The 16507-nt window shown below is 73.1% G+C and carries 16 protein-coding genes; 11 read left to right on the forward strand and 5 right to left on the reverse strand.

The genetic code is table 11. From position 1 onward, the window contains the following. From HCN52_RS12790 to HCN52_RS12800, 3 genes are all read right to left on the reverse strand, one after another. Positions 1 to 1036, reverse strand: a 1036-nt coding sequence (locus HCN52_RS12790; RefSeq protein WP_168088560.1) for a COX15/CtaA family protein, incomplete at its 3' end; no start/stop codon positions are given. 135 nt (positions 1037 to 1171) lie between these two features. Further along, a complete protein-coding gene (locus tag HCN52_RS12795; protein WP_168088572.1) occupies positions 1172 to 1912 on the reverse strand; it encodes an ABC transporter permease in 741 nt (246 codons plus the stop codon). A 140-nt stretch (positions 1913 to 2052) separates the two neighbouring features. Next, positions 2053 to 2976, reverse strand: coding sequence for an ABC transporter ATP-binding protein (locus HCN52_RS12800; protein WP_168088561.1), 924 nt, complete (start codon positions 2974 to 2976; stop codon positions 2053 to 2055). A gap of 298 nt (positions 2977 to 3274) precedes the next feature. On the opposite strand from HCN52_RS12800, the gene HCN52_RS12805 reads away from it, so the two are divergent. From HCN52_RS12805 to HCN52_RS12845, 9 genes are all read left to right on the forward strand, one after another. Further along, positions 3275 to 4072: a helix-turn-helix transcriptional regulator gene (locus tag HCN52_RS12805; protein WP_376767125.1), complete on the forward strand. Its 798-nt coding sequence runs from the start codon at positions 3275 to 3277 to the stop codon at positions 4070 to 4072. Continuing rightward, positions 4069 to 5490, forward strand: coding sequence for a Fe-S cluster assembly protein SufB (gene sufB, locus HCN52_RS12810; RefSeq protein ID WP_167968965.1), 1422 nt, complete (start codon positions 4069 to 4071; stop codon positions 5488 to 5490). Before HCN52_RS12805 ends, sufB begins: the two co-directional genes overlap by 4 nt. A 173-nt stretch (positions 5491 to 5663) precedes the next feature. Continuing rightward, positions 5664 to 6812: a Fe-S cluster assembly protein SufD gene (gene sufD / locus HCN52_RS12815; protein ID WP_168088562.1), complete on the forward strand. Its 1149-nt coding sequence runs from the start codon at positions 5664 to 5666 to the stop codon at positions 6810 to 6812. Next, entirely contained in the window at positions 6809 to 7150 is a 342-nt protein-coding gene (locus HCN52_RS12820) for a non-heme iron oxygenase ferredoxin subunit (protein WP_168088563.1), read from the forward strand. Before sufD ends, HCN52_RS12820 begins: the two co-directional genes overlap by 4 nt. Before the next feature lie 7 nt (positions 7151 to 7157). Then, the gene (sufC, locus tag HCN52_RS12825) at positions 7158 to 7922 is read left to right on the forward strand and encodes a Fe-S cluster assembly ATPase SufC (protein ID WP_168088564.1); all 765 of its coding nucleotides are present in this window, start codon (positions 7158 to 7160) and stop codon (positions 7920 to 7922) included. Then, positions 7919 to 9187, forward strand: coding sequence for a cysteine desulfurase (locus tag HCN52_RS12830; protein WP_168088565.1), 1269 nt, complete (start codon positions 7919 to 7921; stop codon positions 9185 to 9187). Before sufC ends, HCN52_RS12830 begins: the two co-directional genes overlap by 4 nt. Before the next feature lie 16 nt (positions 9188 to 9203). Continuing rightward, entirely contained in the window at positions 9204 to 9656 is a 453-nt protein-coding gene (gene sufU / locus HCN52_RS12835) for a Fe-S cluster assembly sulfur transfer protein SufU (RefSeq protein WP_168088566.1), read from the forward strand. After that, complete coding sequence (locus HCN52_RS12840; protein ID WP_167968970.1) at positions 9653 to 9982, forward strand: metal-sulfur cluster assembly factor; 330 nt, start codon at positions 9653 to 9655, stop codon at positions 9980 to 9982. The genes sufU and HCN52_RS12840 overlap by 4 nt, the downstream gene beginning before the upstream one ends. 281 nt (positions 9983 to 10263) lie before the next feature. Then, on the forward strand, positions 10264 to 10641 hold the full coding sequence (locus HCN52_RS12845) for a VOC family protein (RefSeq protein WP_168088567.1): 378 nt from the start codon (positions 10264 to 10266) through the stop codon (positions 10639 to 10641). A 247-nt stretch (positions 10642 to 10888) separates the two neighbouring features. Here the strand turns inward: HCN52_RS12845 and HCN52_RS12850 are convergent, their stop codons facing one another. Both HCN52_RS12850 and HCN52_RS12855 read right to left on the reverse strand, forming a co-directional pair. After that, entirely contained in the window at positions 10889 to 11545 is a 657-nt protein-coding gene (locus HCN52_RS12850) for a pyridoxine/pyridoxamine 5'-phosphate oxidase (protein WP_168088568.1), read from the reverse strand. Between the two features lie 131 nt (positions 11546 to 11676). Beyond that, positions 11677 to 12351, reverse strand: a complete 675-nt coding sequence (locus HCN52_RS12855) for a CatA-like O-acetyltransferase (RefSeq protein WP_168088569.1) — start codon at positions 12349 to 12351, stop codon at positions 11677 to 11679. A gap of 213 nt (positions 12352 to 12564) precedes the next feature. Here HCN52_RS12855 and HCN52_RS12860 point away from each other — a divergent pair, with 213 nt between their 5' ends. Both HCN52_RS12860 and HCN52_RS12865 read left to right on the forward strand, forming a co-directional pair. Then, the gene (locus HCN52_RS12860) at positions 12565 to 14040 is read left to right on the forward strand and encodes a hypothetical protein (protein ID WP_168088570.1); all 1476 of its coding nucleotides are present in this window, start codon (positions 12565 to 12567) and stop codon (positions 14038 to 14040) included. Next, positions 14037 to 16451, forward strand: coding sequence for a glycosyltransferase (locus tag HCN52_RS12865; protein ID WP_168088571.1), 2415 nt, complete (start codon positions 14037 to 14039; stop codon positions 16449 to 16451). The genes HCN52_RS12860 and HCN52_RS12865 overlap by 4 nt, the downstream gene beginning before the upstream one ends. The last annotated feature ends 56 nt before the right edge of the window (positions 16452 to 16507 follow it).

Genomic DNA, 16507 nt, shown 5'->3' on the forward strand with positions numbered 1-16507 from the left:
GGCCGGTCCCCGGCGCAGCGGCCGCCTCGTCCTGGGGGGCGGGCGTGGGGGCGGGCAGCCTGGCGTCGTCCCCGCCGCTCCCGCCGCCCGGGGCCGCGCCGCGCTCCCGCAGCGACAGCAGCAGCCGGACCGTCGCGATCCAGGTCAGGGTCGAGCCGAGCATGTGGATGCCGACCAGCAGCGGCGGCTCCTCCAGCGCGTACTGCACGTAGCCGACGGCGCCCTGCGCGAACAGCACGATCACCAGGTCCCGGGCGCGGGCCCGCGGCCCGGGAGGGGCGTCCACCAGCCGGAGTCCGACCAGCACCGCCAGCGCGCCGACGACGACGATCCAGGCCAGCACGGCGTGGACCCGGGTCACCGCCTCCCAGTCGAACGGCATCCGCACGATCTCGCGGCTGTTGTCACCGGCGTGCTTGCCGGAGCCGGTGACGGCCGTGCCGGCGACGATCAGCGCGGCGGTCACCACCGTGAGGCCGAGGACGACGCGGCGCACCGGGACTCCCACCAGCGGGCGGGGCGGGCCGTCGCCCTCCTTGCTGCGCAGCCAGGCGACGGTGGTGACGGTGATGAGCAGGGTGGCCAGCAGGAAGTGCCCGGCGACCACCCACGGGTTGAGGCCGGTGAGGACGGTGATCCCACCGAGCACCGCGTTGCTGAGCACCGCCCAGAACTGCGCCCACCCCAGGCGGGTGAGCGACCGGCGGCGCGGCGCGGCGCACCGCGCGGCGGCGATGAAGAAGCCGACCGCGGCCGAGAGGACGTAGGTCAGCATGCGGTTGCCGAACTCGATGACCCCGTGCAGCCCCATCTCGGGGGTGGTGACGTAGGAGTCCTCGGTGCAGCGGGGCCAGGTGTCGCACCCCAGGCCGGAGCCGGTGAGGCGGACGGCGCCGCCGGTGATGACGATGACGACGCTCATCACCAGCGCGAGGAGGGCGGCGCGGCGCACGGTCTCCGGCCGCGGCGTCCACCGCGCGTCGAGCCAGGCGAGCGGGGTACGGGGGGCGGAGGGCTTCTTCGGCACGTCCGCCATCGTATGCGCGCCGCTTGTGCATTCATTCACGAGGGGGCTCGCACGGGGTGTGGCCTGCGTCGCACCCCACCCCGCACCCCGCCCCCGTACCCCGCGCACCGGCCGGTGGTCGGCGCGCCCGGGGGCGTGCGGGGCTCACTCCCAGCGGAACCAGCGCGCGGCCGCCGCGGTGGCCGCCACCGCCCAGCCGGTGAGCAGTGCCACCGTGCCCCACGGCAGCGGCGCACCCTGCTGGAGCACGTCCCGCAGCCCCTCGGAGAGCGCCGCCACCGGCAGCAGCTCCAGGCCGCGCGCGACCGCGTCGGGGAAGTTCTCCAGCGGGACGACCACCCCGCCGCCGAAGATCAGCAGCACGAACACCAGGTTGGCCGCCGCCAGCGTCGCCTCCGCCCGCAGCGTGCCCGCCATCAGCAGACCGAGCGCGGAGAGCGCGACGGTCGCCGGCACCAGCAGCACCAGGGCGGCGAGGACGCCGGCCGCGCCGCCCGCGGGCGACCAGCCCAGCGCGAGGGCCACGGCGCAGAGCAGGACGAGTTGCAGCAGCAGCGTCACCGCCACCGAGCAGCTCTTCGCGGTCAGCAGCGCCCAGCGCGGCAGCGGGGAGGCGCCCAGCCGCTTCAGCACGCCGTAGCGGCGTTCGAAGCCGGTGGCGATCGCCTGGCCGGTGAAGGCGGTGGAGAGCACGGCGAGCGCCAGGATGCCGGGTGCCAGGAAGGCGACCCGGCCGGCGACGGTGTCGCCGCCTTCGCCGGTGTCGATGATGTCGACGGCGCTGAACAGCACCAGCAGCAGCGTGGGGATGACCACGGTCAGCAGCAGCTGCTCGCCGTGCCGCAGCAGCATCCGGGTCTCCAGCGCCGCCTGGGCCGCGATCATGCGGGGCAGCGGGGCGGGGCCCGGCCGGGGGGTGAACTCGGTCTCGGTGCCGGGCACGTCGTCCCTCCGGTGCGGTGCGGGCCGCGCGGGGGCGGCGCGGTGGTCGGCTGCGGTAGCGGGGGCGCCGGGGTCGGCGGCGGTCACGGGCGCAGCTCCCGGCCGGTGAGGTCGAGGAAGACGTCCTGCAGGCTGTGGCGCCGGGTGGTGATGCGGTCGGCGAGCACGTCGTGCGCGGCGCACCAGGCGGTGACGGCGGCCAGCAGCGCCGGTCCGCCCGCGCCGGTGACGCGGTAGTGGCCGGCCGGGGACTCCTCGGCGCGGGCGCCGTCCGGGAGCGCGGCGTCGAGCGAGGCGAGGTCGAGTCCGGGGCGGCCCGTGAACCGCAGCACGTCGTCCCGGCCGCCGCACAGCTCGGCGGGGCTCCCGGCCGCGATGACCCGGCCGCCGTCGACGATGGCGACGCGGTCGGCCAGCTCCTCGGCCTCGTCCATCAGGTGGGTGGTGAGCACGACGGCGACGCCGGCGGCGCGCAGCGCGCGGATCAGCTCCCAGGTGGCGTGGCGGGCCTGCGGGTCGAGTCCGGCGGTCGGTTCGTCGAGGAAGACGAGCTCGGGGCGGCCGACGACCGCGAGCGCCAGGGCGAGGCGCTGCTGCTGGCCGCCGGAGAGCCGCCGGTAGGGGGTCTTTCCGCAGGAGTGCAGGCCGAGCCGCTCGCCCAGTTCCTCGGGGTCCAGGGGGTGGGCGTGGAGGCGCGCGGTGTGCCGAAGCATCTCCATGGCGCGCACCGTGGGGTACACGCCCCCCGACTGGAGCATCACGCCGATCCGGGGACGCAGCGCCGCGCCGTCGCGCGCCGGGTCCAGTCCCAGCACGCGGACCTCGCCGGCGTCCGCGGCGCGGAACCCCTCGCAGGTCTCCACCGTGGTGGTCTTCCCGGCGCCGTTGGGGCCGAGGACGGCGGTGACGGCGGCGCGGTCCGCGGTGAGATCCAGGCCGTCGACGGCGGTGGTGTCGCCGTACCGCTTCACCAGGCCGGTGACCGCTACGGCCGGTTCGCTGCGCATGGCGGGGAGTCTACGGTGGCGGGGCGGGCGTGGCCGGTGCCGCCCCCGGCGGCGTACCGTGCCCGGAACCGTGCCTCCGGGGCGCCGGGCGCCGGGCGCTGGGCGGTGCGGCGCCGGTGACCGCGCCGGAGGTTCCCGGCGTTGCGAGCGGGGACCGCCGCCGGGCCGTTTCCGGCACCGTTTCCGGTGCTCCTCGGATATTCCCGCGAAGCTTAGGTTTACCTAAGTGATGCACGGCATTTCGCAGGCCAAAGCGGGCGGGTTGCCCGCGGATCGAGAATTACGCAACAATGGCGTTGTGAAAAACGTCGGCGAGCGCTCGCAGCTCCCGGTGGCCGCTCCGGCCACCGGGGCGCATGCGCCTGCCGGGGGCGAGGAGCAGCACGGGACGCGTCGCCGCGTCGCCCGCTCCATCCTCGACCACGGGCCCTCCACCGCCGCGGAGCTCGCGGGCCGGCTGGAGCTGACCCAGGCCGCGGTCCGCCGGCATCTCGACGCGCTGGTGGCCGAGGGGATCGTGGAGCCGCGCGACAAGCGGGTCTACGGTTCCCGGGGCCGTGGCCGTCCCGCCAAGGTCTTCGTCCTCACCGACTGCGGACGCGACGCCTTCGACCAGTCCTACGACGAACTGGCCGTGGAGGCGCTGCGCTGGATCGAGCGGGCCGCCGGAGGCGGCGATGGCGGCGAGGCCGCCGTCATGGCCTTCGCCCGCGCCCGCGCCGAGCGGATCGCCGAGCGGTACGCCGCCACCATGGAGGGACTGCCGCCAGAGGAGCGGACCGCCGCCCTCGCGGAGGCGCTCTCCCGGGACGGCTACGCCGCCACCGCGCGCGACGCGCCCGGCACCGCGGCCGGCGAGCAGCTGTGCCAGCACCACTGCCCGGTCGCGCACGCCGCCGAGCGGTTTCCGCAGCTGTGCGAGGCGGAGACGGAAGTCTTCTCCACCCTGCTCGGCACGCACGTGCAGCGCCTGGCGACCCTCGCCCACGGCGACGGCGTGTGCACGACCTTCGTACCCCGTAAGCCCCATGGGACCGAGCCGCCCCGCGCGGCCGGGTCCGCACCATCACGCACCGCCGGGAGGAACCCCGCATGACGCTCCCCACGGAGACCGCCCACCCCGAGCTCGACGGCCTGGGCACCTACGAGTACGGCTGGGCCGATTCGGACGCCGCAGGCGCCGCGGCCAAGCGCGGCCTCTCCGAGGACGTCGTCCGCGACATCTCGGGGAAGAAGTCCGAGCCGGAGTGGATGCTGAAGATGCGCCTGAAGGCGCTGAAGCTCTTCGACAAGAAGCCGATGCCCAACTGGGGCTCGGACCTCTCCGACATCGACTTCCACAACATCAAGTACTTCGTCCGGTCGACCGAGAAGCAGGCCCAGTCCTGGGAGGACCTGCCGGAGGACATCAAGAACACCTACGACCGGCTCGGCATCCCCGAGGCGGAGAAGCAGCGCCTGGTCGCCGGTGTCGCCGCGCAGTACGAGTCCGAGGTCGTCTACCACCAGATCCGCGAGGACCTGGAGGCCCAGGGCGTGCTGTTCCTGGACACCGACACCGCGCTCCGCGAGCACCCGGAGATCTTCCAGGAGTACTTCGGCACCGTCATCCCCTCCGGTGACAACAAGTTCTCCGCGCTGAACACGGCCGTCTGGTCCGGCGGGTCCTTCATCTACGTGCCGAAGGGCGTGCACGTGGACATCCCGCTCCAGGCCTACTTCCGGATCAACACCGAGAACATGGGCCAGTTCGAGCGGACGCTGATCATCGTCGACGAGGACGCCTACGTCCACTACGTCGAGGGCTGCACCGCGCCGATCTACCAGTCGGACTCGCTGCACTCCGCGGTCGTCGAGATCATCGTGAAGAAGGGCGGCCGCTGCCGCTACACGACGATCCAGAACTGGTCGAACAACGTCTACAACCTGGTGACCAAGCGCGCCGTCGCCTACGAGGGCGCCACCATGGAGTGGGTCGACGGCAACATCGGCTCCAAGGTCACCATGAAGTACCCGGCCGTCTACCTGATGGGCGAGCACGCCAAGGGCGAGACGCTGTCCGTCGCCTTCGCCGGCGAGGGCCAGCACCAGGACGCCGGCGCCAAGATGGTCCACATGGCACCGCGCACCTCCTCCAACATCGTCTCCAAGTCGGTGGCGCGCGGCGGCGGCCGCACCTCCTACCGGGGGCTCATCGAGATCGGTGAGGGCGCGGAGGGCTCGAAGTCCAACGTGCTCTGCGACGCGCTGCTGGTGGACACCATCTCCCGCTCCGACACCTACCCCTACGTCGACGTCCGCGAGGACGACGTGACCATGGGCCACGAGGCGACCGTCTCCAAGGTGAGCGACGACCAGCTCTTCTACCTGATGAGCCGCGGTCTGTCGGAGGACGAGGCGATGGCGATGATCGTGCGCGGCTTCGTCGAGCCCATCGCCAAGGAACTGCCCATGGAGTACGCGCTGGAGCTCAACCGGCTCATCGAGCTCCAGATGGAGGGTTCCGTCGGCTGACGGCCCCCTCCGGCACGGAGGCGGCCCGACCCGCCGCCTCCGTGACCCGCGGCCCCCAGGGACCCGGGACAAGGCACCTCGGCGTACGCGGCCGGTCCGGGCGAGAGCCCGCTTCCCGGCCGCGGCCCGCGGGGGAGCGAGAACCGAAGCAGAAAGCGAGCATCACGACAGCCATGGCTGAGGCCCTTGAGAACACGGCGGCGGCCGCCGAGTCCACCGTCGCCACCCGGATGAGCGCGTCGCCGTCCTTCGACGTCGCGGACTTCCCGGTGCCGCACGGCCGCGAGGAGGAGTGGCGCTTCACGCCGCTGGAACGGCTGCGCGGGCTGCACGACGGCTCCGCGGTCGCCGACGGCGCGATCAAGGCGGAGGTGGACGCGCCCCAGGGCGTGACCGTCGAGACCGTCGGGCGTGAGGACGCCCGGCTGGGCCGCGCCGGCACCCCGGTGGACCGCGTCGCCGCCCAGGCGTACAGCTCCTTCGAGACCGCCACCGTCGTCACCGTCTCCGAGCCGCTGACCGAGCCGGTCCGCGTCTCGCTGCACGGCACCGGCGGCGTCTCCTTCGGCCACACGGTCTTCGAGCTGAAGCCGTTCGCCGAGGCGGTGCTGGTCCTGGACCACACCGGTGACGCCGTCCGCGCCGCCAACGTGGAGTTCGTCGTCGGCGACGGCGCCAAGCTCACCGTGGTCTCGGTGCAGGACTGGGACGACACCGCGGTGCACTGCTCGCAGCACAACGCGCTGCTGGGCCGTGACGCCTCCTTCAAGTCCGTGGTCGTCACCTTCGGCGGTGACCTGGTCCGGATCCAGCCGCGCGTGCGGTACACCGGGCCGGGCGGCGAGGCCGAGTTCTACGGCCTCTACTTCACCGACGACGGCCAGCACCACGAGCACCGGCTGCTGGTCGACCACAACACCCCCAACTGCCGCAGCAACGTGGCGTACAAGGGTGCGCTCCAGGGCGCCGGCGCCCGCGCGGTGTGGATCGGCGACGTGCTGATCCGGGCCGCCGCCACCGGCACCGACACCTACGAGCTCAACCGCAACCTGGTCCTCACCGACGGCGCCCGCGTGGACTCGGTCCCCAACCTGGAGATCGAGACCGGCGAGATCGTCGGCGCGGGCCACGCCTCGGCGACCGGCCGCTTCGACGACGAGCAGCTGTTCTACCTGATGGCGCGCGGCATCTCCGCCGAGGAGGCGCGGCGCCTGGTGGTCCGCGGCTTCTTCGGCGAGCTGCTCCAGCAGATCGGCGTCCCCGACGTCGAGGAGCGGCTGACCGCCAAGCTGGAGGCCGAGCTCGCGGAGTCGATCGGATGACCGCGACCGAGTCCTTCGTGCGCGCCTGCGCGCTGGGCGAGCTGGAGGAGGACACCCCGAAGCGGGTGGAGATCTCCGGTGTCCCGGTCGCGGTCGTCCGCACCGAGGGCGAGGTGTTCGCGGTCAACGACATCTGCTCGCACGCCAACGTCTCGCTCTCCGAGGGCGAGGTGGAGGACTGCGCGATCGAGTGCTGGCTGCACGGGTCGTCGTTCGACCTGCGCACCGGAAAGCCCTCCGGCCTCCCGGCCACCCGCCCCATCCCCGTGTACCCCGTAAAGATCGAGGGAGACGGCCCCGACGCGGCCGTGCTCGTCTCCGTCACCCAGGAGTCCTGACTTCCCCATGGCTACGCTTGAGATCCACGACCTGCACGTCTCCGTCGAGGGCGAAGGCGGCCCCACCGAGATCCTGCGGGGGGTTGACCTGACCGTGAAGCAGGGTGAGACCCACGCCATCATGGGCCCCAACGGCTCCGGCAAGTCCACCCTCGCCTACTCCCTGGCCGGCCACCCCAAGTACACCGTCACCGGCGGCACCGTCACCCTCGACGGCGAGGACGTCCTGGAGATGTCCGTCGACGAGCGGGCCCGTGCCGGCGTCTTCCTCGCCATGCAGTACCCGGTCGAGGTCCCCGGTGTCTCCGTCTCCAACTTCCTGCGGACCTCCGCCACCGCGATCCGCGGCGAGGCTCCCAAGCTCCGCACCTGGATCAAGGAGGTGAAGGAGACCATGGCCGGCCTGGAGATGGACCCCTCCTTCGCCGAGCGGAACGTGAACGAGGGCTTCTCCGGCGGTGAGAAGAAGCGCCACGAGATCCTCCAGCTGGAGCTGCTCAAGCCGAAGATCGCGATCCTCGACGAGACCGACTCCGGCCTGGACATCGACGCGCTGCGCGTCGTCTCCGAGGGCGTCAACCGCGTCCGCGGCGGCGGTGACACCGGCACCCTGCTGATCACCCACTACACGCGCATCCTGCGCTACATCAACCCCGACCACGTGCACGTCTTCGCCAAGGGCCGCATCGTGGAGTCCGGCGGCGCCGAGCTGGCGGACAAGCTGGAGGCCGAGGGCTACGAGCAGTACGTGAAGGGCGGCGCATCGTCATGACCCATCCCCGCCCTGTGCTCCCGGGCCTCCTGGACACGGAGGCGGTCCGCAAGGACTTCCCTGTCCTGGACCGGGAGATCCACGACGGAAAACGACTGGTGTACCTGGACAACGCGGCGACCTCGCAGAAGCCGCGCCAGGTGATCGACGCGCTCAGCGGGTACTACGAGCGCCACAACGCCAACGTCCACCGCGGTGTGCACGTGCTCGCCGAGGAGGCCACCGCGCTCTACGAGGGCGCGCGCGACAAGGTCGCCGCGTTCGTCAACGCGCCCAGCCGCAACGAGGTGATCTTCACCAAGAACGCCTCGGAGTCGCTGAACCTCGTCGCCAACATGCTCGGCTGGGCCGACGAGCCGTACAAGGTCGACGAGCGCACCGAGATCGTCATCACGGAGATGGAGCACCACTCCAACATCGTGCCGTGGCAGCTGCTGGCGCAGCGCACCGGCGCGAAGCTGAAGTGGTTCGGGCTGACCGACGAGGGCCGGCTCGACCTCTCCGCGATCGACGAGGTCATCACCGAACGCACCAAGATCGTGTCGTTCACGCTGGTCTCCAACATCCTGGGCACCCACAACCCGGTCGAGGCCATCGTGCGCCGCGCCCAGGAGGTCGGCGCCCTGGTCTGCATCGACGCCTCGCAGGCGGCGCCGCACATGACGCTCGACGTCCAGGCCCTCCAGGCCGACTTCGTGGCCTTCACCGGCCACAAGATGTGCGGCCCGACCGGCATCGGCGTGCTGTGGGGCCGGCAGGAGCTGCTGGAGGACCTGCCGCCGTTCCTCGGCGGCGGCGAGATGATCGAGACCGTCTCGATGCACTCCTCCACCTACGCGCCCGCGCCGCACAAGTTCGAGGCCGGCACCCCGCCGGTCGCGCAGGCGGTGGGGCTGGGCGCGGCGGTGGACTACCTCTCCGCCATCGGCATGGACGCCATCGCCGCGCACGAGCACGCCATCACCGGCTACGCGCTGGAGCGGCTGTCGGCCATCCCCGGGCTGCGGTTCATCGGCCCGGAGAGCGTCGAGGACCGCGGTGCGGCGATCTCGTTCGCGCTGGGGGACATCCACCCGCACGACGTCGGCCAGGTGCTGGACGAGCTGGGCATCGCCGTCCGGGTGGGTCACCACTGCGCCCGCCCGGTCTGCCTGCGGTACGGAATTCCCGCGACGACGCGTGCGTCGTTCTATCTGTACTCCACCCCGGCCGAGGTCGACGCCCTCGCCGACGGGCTGGAACACGTTCGGAACTTCTTCGGGTGAGGACACAGGTAGCGACGTGAAGCTGGACTCCATGTACCAGGACGTGATCCTGGACCACTACAAGCACCCCCACGGGCGCGGTCTGCGCGACGGCGACGCCGAGGTGCACCATGTGAACCCCACCTGCGGCGACGAGATCACCCTGCGGGTGCGGCTCGACGGCGACACCGTGGCCGACGTCAGCTACGAGGGGCAGGGCTGCTCCATCAGCCAGGCCAGCGCCTCGGTGCTGAACGAGCTGCTCGTCGGCAAGGACATCGCCGAGGCGAGCCGCGTGCAGGAGGCGTTCCTGGAGCTGATGCAGTCCAAGGGGCAGCTCACCCCGGACGACGCCATGGAGGAGCTGCTGGAGGACGCGGTGGCGTTCGCCGGCGTCTCCAAGTACCCCGCCCGAGTGAAATGCGCCCTGCTGAGCTGGATGGCATGGAAGGACGCCACCGGCCAGGCACGTGAGGAGAAGACCGCATGACCGACATCACTGCCAAGCCCGCCTCCGAGGAGGAGGTCCGCGAAGCGCTGTACGACGTCGTCGACCCCGAGCTGGGCATCGACGTGGTCAACCTCGGCCTGATCTACGGCGTGCACGTGGACGACGACAACACCGCGACGCTCGACATGACGCTGACCTCGGCGGCCTGTCCGCTGACCGACGTCATCGAGGACCAGGCGAAGTCCGCGACCGAGGGCATCGTCAAGGAGCTCAAGATCAACTGGGTCTGGATGCCGCCGTGGGGCCCGGACAAGATCACCGATGAGGGCCGCGAGCAGCTGCGCGCTCTCGGCTTCAACGTCTGACGGCTCCGCGCCGCCGGTCGTTCCGCCCGCCGCACCCGCGCCCCCACCGGGCCGGGTCGGCGGGCGGCCGCGTTTCCGGCAGGGGACGGCGGTCGGTGGGCGGAGGCGCGGCACGGCGGCGTTCGGGCTGCCCCGGGCGGCCCGCCAGGCGCTGCCGGCAGGTGGGGATATCGGTGGCCGAGGAGCGGCGGGCCGGGTACGGTCGCCCCGTCGTCCCGGCGTGCCGCACCGGCGCGCACCCGCGGGCCGTCCCCGGCCCCGTCAGAGAGCAGGTGGCGTCCATGGCGTGTCGGATCAGTGAAGTGGTGCTCGACTGCCGCGACCCGGAGGCCCTCGCCGTCTTCTGGTGCGACGTCCTCGACTTCGTCGTCCTCGACCGCGAGGAGGGGAGTGTCGAGATCGGGCCGCGGGAGGGGTTCGGCGGGCCGCAGCCGACCATCATCCTCAGCCGGCATGACGAGCCGGAGCCGGGCAAGGCCCGGCTGCACATCGACGTCAACGCCACCGACCGCGACCAGGACGCCGAGCTGGAGCGGCTGCTGGCGCTCGGCGCCCGCCCCGCCGACGTCGGCCAGCGGGGGGATGAGGGGTGGCACGTGCTGGCCGACCCCGAGGGCAACGACTTCTGCCTGCTCAAGGCCCGCCTCGCCCCGCTCTGAGAGCGTGTGTGAGACCCCGCGTCGGATCAGCTCGCGGCGTCAGATGCGGTCAGCTGCAAGGCGGAGGGGCGCCCTCATACCGGGTTGTATTCGGGCGTTCCTGACAACGCAGCAGATGGCCGTAGCTGGCGTCGCGGGCCCGGCGCGGGGTCTCAAACACGCTCTGAGCCACGAGCCCGGCGCCCGGGTGCGTCCCGCCGCAACGGCCGGGGCGCACCCGCGGTGCGTCGGGGGCACCCGCGGTGCGTCAGGGCCAGAGCTGCTGCCGGAGCCAGCCCCCGCCCTCGGCCCGGTACCGCAGCCGGGTGTGCTGCCGGTCGCGGTCGCCCTGCCAGAACTCGACAGCCACCGGCTGCACCGCGTAGAGCGTCCACCCCGGCGCGACCAGCCCCGGCTCGCGCTCGACGCGTGCACGGGAGGCGGCGACGGCCGCTTCCCGTTCCGCCGCGTCGGCCAGCGGCCGCGACTGGCAGCCGAGCAGTGCCTCGGCGCGCGCGCCGGCGCCCCGCGCCAGGAAGTCGGCGGCCGACCGCTCCGGTTCGGCGGTACGGACCGGTCCCCGCACCCGGACCTGCCGGCCGAGCAGCGGCCAGTGGAAGGTCAGCGCCGCGAACGGCCGGGCGGCGAGATCGCGGCCCTTCGCGCTGCCGGCGTCGGAGGCGAACCACCAGCCGTTGGCCCCGACGTCCTTGAGGATCAGCACCCGCGCGTCGGGGTCGCCGTCACCGCCGGCCGTCGACAGCGTCATGGCGTGCGGCTCGGGCACCCCGGCGCGCAGCGCCTCGCCCAGCCACGCGGTGAACAGCGCCACCGGGTCCGCCGGCGCGGCCGCCGGGTCGAACCCCGGCAGCTCACCCGCGAACACCTCGATGCCGCGCAGCAGTCGGCGGATCTCCGCACCCATGGCGTCCCCGTTCCTCCTCGCCGGTGCGCCCCTGCCGGCTCCGCGGCGGGGCACGTCGTCCAGCCCGAACCTACCTCCGGTCCGGCCCCGGGCGGCGGGGGAGGCGATCCCGGCGCCCCGGGCCACTCGCCTCAGCCGGCCGGGACCGGGCCGCCGTCCACCCACCGCGGGTCGGCGAGCAGCGCCTGCACCTCGTTGACCAGCCGCGCCGTGTGGAAGCCGTCGGCCGCCGCATGGTGGACCTGCACCGCGAGCGGCAGCACGGTCCGGCCGTCCCGCTCGGCGTAGCGCCCGAGGGTGAAGATCGGCGCCAGATGGTCGAAGCCGTCCCGGACGTTCAGGTTGAACCCGGTGAACGACGCCCACGGCAGGCTCGACACGTCGAAGGTGTCGGGCGGGGGCGGGCCCTGCGGGAAGAACTCGGTGGCGCCCGCGTGTTCCGTGAGCAGCGCCGACGCCCGCTCGTGGAACGCGCCGAACTCCGCGTCGTACGGCGTCCACACGCAGGCGAACGTCTCCCGCGCCGGGTTGAACACGGTGAACGCCGGGTGGACCACCGGCCGGACGGCGGGCGCACCCTCGGCCGTCAGGCACATGCGGAACTCCTCGTGCCGGTTGACGACCGTCGCCAGCGCCCACACCTGCGCGACGTACGTCCTGCGGGCCGAGCGGCGCAGCGCGGCGGCGAACGCGGTGGCGTCCAGCTCCACCGTCATCGCGTAGGTGCAGGGCACGGCCGTGCGGTAGTGCTCGAAGTGCTGCCGACGCGGCCAGCCGGCCAGGTCGATCGGGTTCGGTGCGTCCATCCCGCCATGATCCCAGCCGAGCGCCCCGCGCCCCGCGACGGGCGGAGGCGGGGAGCGCCGCGCGCACGTCCCCCGCCGCGCAACGTCCGCTTCATGCTCGTTGTGCCGCGGCGTTCACCCCCAGTACACCCCGCGCACCGCAGACGGTCACGGCCGCTGCCTAGCGTGCCCGTGCCGACGCCGGTCCGTGGCGTTTCGGGGAGGAGAGCACGGGTGCAGCTGAGAATCGGAAAACCGGCGCGACGCCAGAGCGCGGCTCAGGGGGAGAGGCCGCCCGCCGACGACGTGACGCCGGAGCTGGCGCGCCGGGTCCGCGACTGCGCGATCGCCGGCGGCCAGCAGAGTGGCAACCCCGACCCGGAACGGGTCCGGTTCGCCGAGGCGGTGCGGGTCTTGCTCACCGCCTACGCCGAGGCCGCCGCCACCCCGGGGAAGGCCGCGACACTGCTCGGCGGCGGCAACCGCTGGGCCGGCGACCACCCCGAGGTCTTCGAGGCGCTGCTCCAGGCCGGCCGGGCCGCCGCCGCGGTCGGCACCGAGGACCTGCTGCGCCTCGCGCTGCGCGTCACCGACACCCTGCTGGAGGTCCGCGCCGGCTCCCGCGCCGCCTGGCGGCTGCGCGCCCGCGTGCTGGAGGGGCTGGGCGACGACGCCCGTGCGGTGGAGGCGCACGAGCGCTACCTGGCGCTGTGCGTCACCGACGACCACGGCACCGGCGCCCGCATCGACGCGCTGCGCGCCGGCCGGGACCGCCTTGTCGAGGCGCTGGCGCTGCTGCGCCGCCGCTACCCGCGCGCCGCCGCGCTGGAGACCGACGGCGACCGCACCGACCTGTGGTCCGACGCCCTGACCCGCCGCGACGCCGGCGACGCCACCGGTGCCGCCGAGCGTATGACGGCCGCGCTCGGCCTCATGGTCGCCGACCGCCGCCCGTACGGGGAGCTGGGCGACGCCCTCACCGCGATCGTCGACCTCCTGACCGAGTTCCCGCCCGACGGGGGTGAGCCGCCCGCGGACCTGCTGACCGCGTGGGCCGAGCACTGCCGCCTCTCCGAGCGGGAGGCCGCCGCCGACCCGCTGCTGGGCGGCGCCCGGGTCATCGGTCTCAGCGACCTCCGCAACCAGCTCGCCGGCCGCTCCATCTGCCTGGTCGCCAACTCGCGGCGCGTCGCGGAGGGTCGCTACGGCACTCGCATCGACGACTACGACCTGGTGGTGCGCTTCAACTCGTTCACCATCGACGCGCCCGCCACCGGCACCCGTACCGACATCCACGCCACCATCCACAAGCACAACTTCAACTGGGACGTGCCCGTCACCACCCGGCTCGTCTTCGGCGGCAGGCAGGCGGCGTGGCAGCACAGCCTGCGCCGCCGCCTGGTCCCCGGCGCGCAGCGCAACGTCGGCGACCGCACCCTGCGGTGGCCCGTGCGGGAGATCGGCCGCCTCACCGAGGAGGAGTGGCCCACCATTCCGACCAGCGGCTTCAACATGCTGTGGCTGCTGGACTTCCTCGACGTCAGCACCCGCATCGACCTGATCGGGTTCGACTTCTACGCCTCCGGCGCCTACCGCCTGCCCGGCGCGATGAAGCTGCCCATCACCTCCGTCCACGGCTACCAGCGCGAACGCGACTGGGTGACGGCCCGCGCCCGCCACACCGACGAGATGAGGACCTCCCTCCGATGAGCACCGCCAGCCCGCTCACCGCGACGCCGCGCCCGGGCACCGCGCGCCCCGCCGTCGCGGGCGCCGGTCACGCCCCGGCGGGGAGCCGGCCCCTCAAGCGCCGCATCGCGTTCGCCTCCTACGTGGACGAGAACTACCTGCCCGGCTTCCTCACGCTGCTGCGCTCCCTCGCGCTGACCAACCCCACGCTCTGCGAGGACTTCCTCGTCCTCCACGACGACCTGAGGCCCGATTCCATAGCCCGCATCCGCGCCCTGCACCCCCGGGTGCGGCTGCGCGCGGTCCGCACCGACCACTACGCCGACTTCGTCAAGGGCGACCAGACCAACTACCTGGTCCGCAAGGCGTACTTCATCCTCGACGTCTTCACCGTCCGCGACTACGACACGATCATCACCCTCGACACCGACATGGTGGTCCTGGACCGGATCGACGAACTGCTGCGGATGCGCGACGGCCTCGGCGCCGTCGCCCAGTTCTTCCACGGCGAGTCCAAGCTCAACAGCGGACTCCTCGTCATCCAGAAGGAGTTCCTCACCGACGCGTTCTGCGCCCGCGTGGACGAGATCGGCCTCGCCGGCAGCTACGAGCTCGACAAGCACGACCAGGGCATCCTCAACGCCCTCCTCGCCGGGGACTTCGTCCGGGTCGACGCCCGGTACAACTACGTCAAGCGGCGGCTCGCGGGCAACAAGCCCGTCCCCGAGGACGTCGCGGTCCTCCACTACACCGGCCGCCACAAGCCCTGGCAGGGCGGCGAGACCGGCTACGCCCCCGCTGAGGAGGCGTGGCACCGCTACGACCTCGACGACGCCGCGCTGCGCGCCGAGTTCTTCGCGCTCCCCGGCCGCAAACACCCGGAGCTGGTCCGGCACTTCGGCCGCCAGGCCCACCGTGCGGGCAGCGGCCTCGACACCGCCGTGCAACTCGCCGACGCGCTCATGGAGCTCGGCGACTACCGCGAGGCCGCCGAGGTCCTCGGCCGCCACCGCATCCCGGCACGCGACGCCCGCGCCCACGCCCTCTACGGCAACGCCCTGATGGCCTGCGCCCGGTACGAGGAGGCCCGCACCCACCTGCTGCTGGCCACCGCCCACCCGCCGACCGCGCCCCGTGCCCACGCCCGCCTCGCGCAGCTGGCCTGGGTCCTCCACGACGACGCCACCGCTGCCTCCCACGCGCTGGCGGGCCTCTCCGCCGACCCCACGGACCGGATGTGCGGCATCCTCCACCGCCGCACCGCCCCGGTCTCCGGCGGCGGACGGCCCGCCGACGCGCCGCCCGCCGGCCGCAACGGCGCCTCCGACCAGGGCGGCGGCCGCGCCGGCCGCCTCGCCCACGTCGCGTTCTACATGGACGGCCAGGGCAACGCCGGCGACAAGGTCCTCCCCGAGGCGGTGCGCCGCTGCTTCTCCGACGACACCGGCCCCGGCGCCTGGCAGAGCGAGCACGTCCACCGCTTCGTGGACGACGCCGCACTGGAGCGCATCAACCGCCAGCGCGGCCTGGTCATCGGCGGCGGCGGGCTGTTCATCCCCGACACCTCCCCGAACGGCAACAGCGCCTGGCAGTGGAACGTCACCGACGAGGCGATGCGCCGCATCGAGGTGCCGATCGTCGTTTTCGCCGTCGGCTACAACACCTTCGAGGGCCAGGACTACGCCCGCGAGCGGTTCACCGACAGCCTGCGCACCCTGGTCGAGCGCGCCGCGTTTTTCGGGCTGCGCAACCACGGCTCGGTGGAGCGGGTCCGCGACCTGCTGCCCCGCGAACTGGCCGACACCGTCGTCCACCAGCCCTGCCCCACCACCGTCGCCCGGCAGCTGATCCCCGGCTGGCGCGACCCGGCGGAGCGCGACGACACGGTGCTGGTCAACATCGCCTACGACCGGGCCGGGCTGCGCTTCGGCCACGACTACGGCCATGTCCTCGCCGAACTCGCCGCAGCGATCCGACGGATCGGCGAGCACGCCGAGGTGCGGTACGCCTCGCACGCGGTCACCGACGACACCTTCGTCACCGACCTGCGCCGCGAGCACGGCATCAGCCTGCCGGTGCTGCCGATGTACGACTGGTCGACCGAGCGCATCCTCACCGAGTACGCCCGCACCAAGCTCGTCATCGGCGCGCGCGGCCACGCCGGGATGGTGCCGTTCGGCGCCGGGACCCCGATCCTGTCGCTGATCTCCCACCCCAAGCTGGGTTACTTCCTGCGGGACATCGACCGGCCGGAGTGGGGCGTCTCCGTCCACGAGCGGCACCTGGCGGAGCTGCTCACCGAGCGGGCCCTCGGCCTGCTGGACCGGCACGAGGCGACCGTCGCGGACGTCCACGACCGGCAGGTGCTGCTGTGGAGGATCACCCAGGAGAACATGGGCCGCATCCGCCCGCTGCTGGTCGACCCGGCCTGACCGTCGGCCCGCCGGAGCGGCACCGTCCCCGGGGAGCTGGTCACCCCGGGGACGGC

It is taken from the genome of Streptomyces bohaiensis, from assembly GCF_012033785.1.
GTDB classification, from domain to species: domain Bacteria; phylum Actinomycetota; class Actinomycetes; order Streptomycetales; family Streptomycetaceae; genus Streptomyces; species Streptomyces bohaiensis.

Excerpts from the sequence above, each read along its gene's own strand:
- HCN52_RS12800 (WP_168088561.1), bottom strand. The coding sequence starts at position 2,976 with ATGCGCAGCGAACCGGCCGTAGCGGTCACCGGCCTGGTGAAGCGGTAC.
- HCN52_RS12840 (WP_167968970.1), top strand. The coding sequence starts at position 9,653 with ATGACCGACATCACTGCCAAGCCCGCCTCCGAGGAGGAGGTCCGCGAA.
- HCN52_RS12830 (WP_168088565.1), top strand. The coding sequence starts at position 7,919 with ATGACCCATCCCCGCCCTGTGCTCCCGGGCCTCCTGGACACGGAGGCG.
- sufC (WP_168088564.1), top strand. The coding sequence starts at position 7,158 with ATGGCTACGCTTGAGATCCACGACCTGCACGTCTCCGTCGAGGGCGAA.
- HCN52_RS12845 (WP_168088567.1), top strand. The coding sequence starts at position 10,264 with ATGGCGTGTCGGATCAGTGAAGTGGTGCTCGACTGCCGCGACCCGGAG.
- HCN52_RS12865 (WP_168088571.1), top strand. The coding sequence starts at position 14,037 with ATGAGCACCGCCAGCCCGCTCACCGCGACGCCGCGCCCGGGCACCGCG.
- sufD (WP_168088562.1), top strand. The coding sequence starts at position 5,664 with ATGGCTGAGGCCCTTGAGAACACGGCGGCGGCCGCCGAGTCCACCGTC.
- HCN52_RS12795 (WP_168088572.1), bottom strand. The coding sequence starts at position 1,912 with ATGATCGCGGCCCAGGCGGCGCTGGAGACCCGGATGCTGCTGCGGCAC.
- HCN52_RS12850 (WP_168088568.1), bottom strand. The coding sequence starts at position 11,545 with ATGGGTGCGGAGATCCGCCGACTGCTGCGCGGCATCGAGGTGTTCGCG.
- sufB (WP_167968965.1), top strand. The coding sequence starts at position 4,069 with ATGACGCTCCCCACGGAGACCGCCCACCCCGAGCTCGACGGCCTGGGC.
- HCN52_RS12855 (WP_168088569.1), bottom strand. The coding sequence starts at position 12,351 with ATGGACGCACCGAACCCGATCGACCTGGCCGGCTGGCCGCGTCGGCAG.
- HCN52_RS12820 (WP_168088563.1), top strand. The coding sequence starts at position 6,809 with ATGACCGCGACCGAGTCCTTCGTGCGCGCCTGCGCGCTGGGCGAGCTG.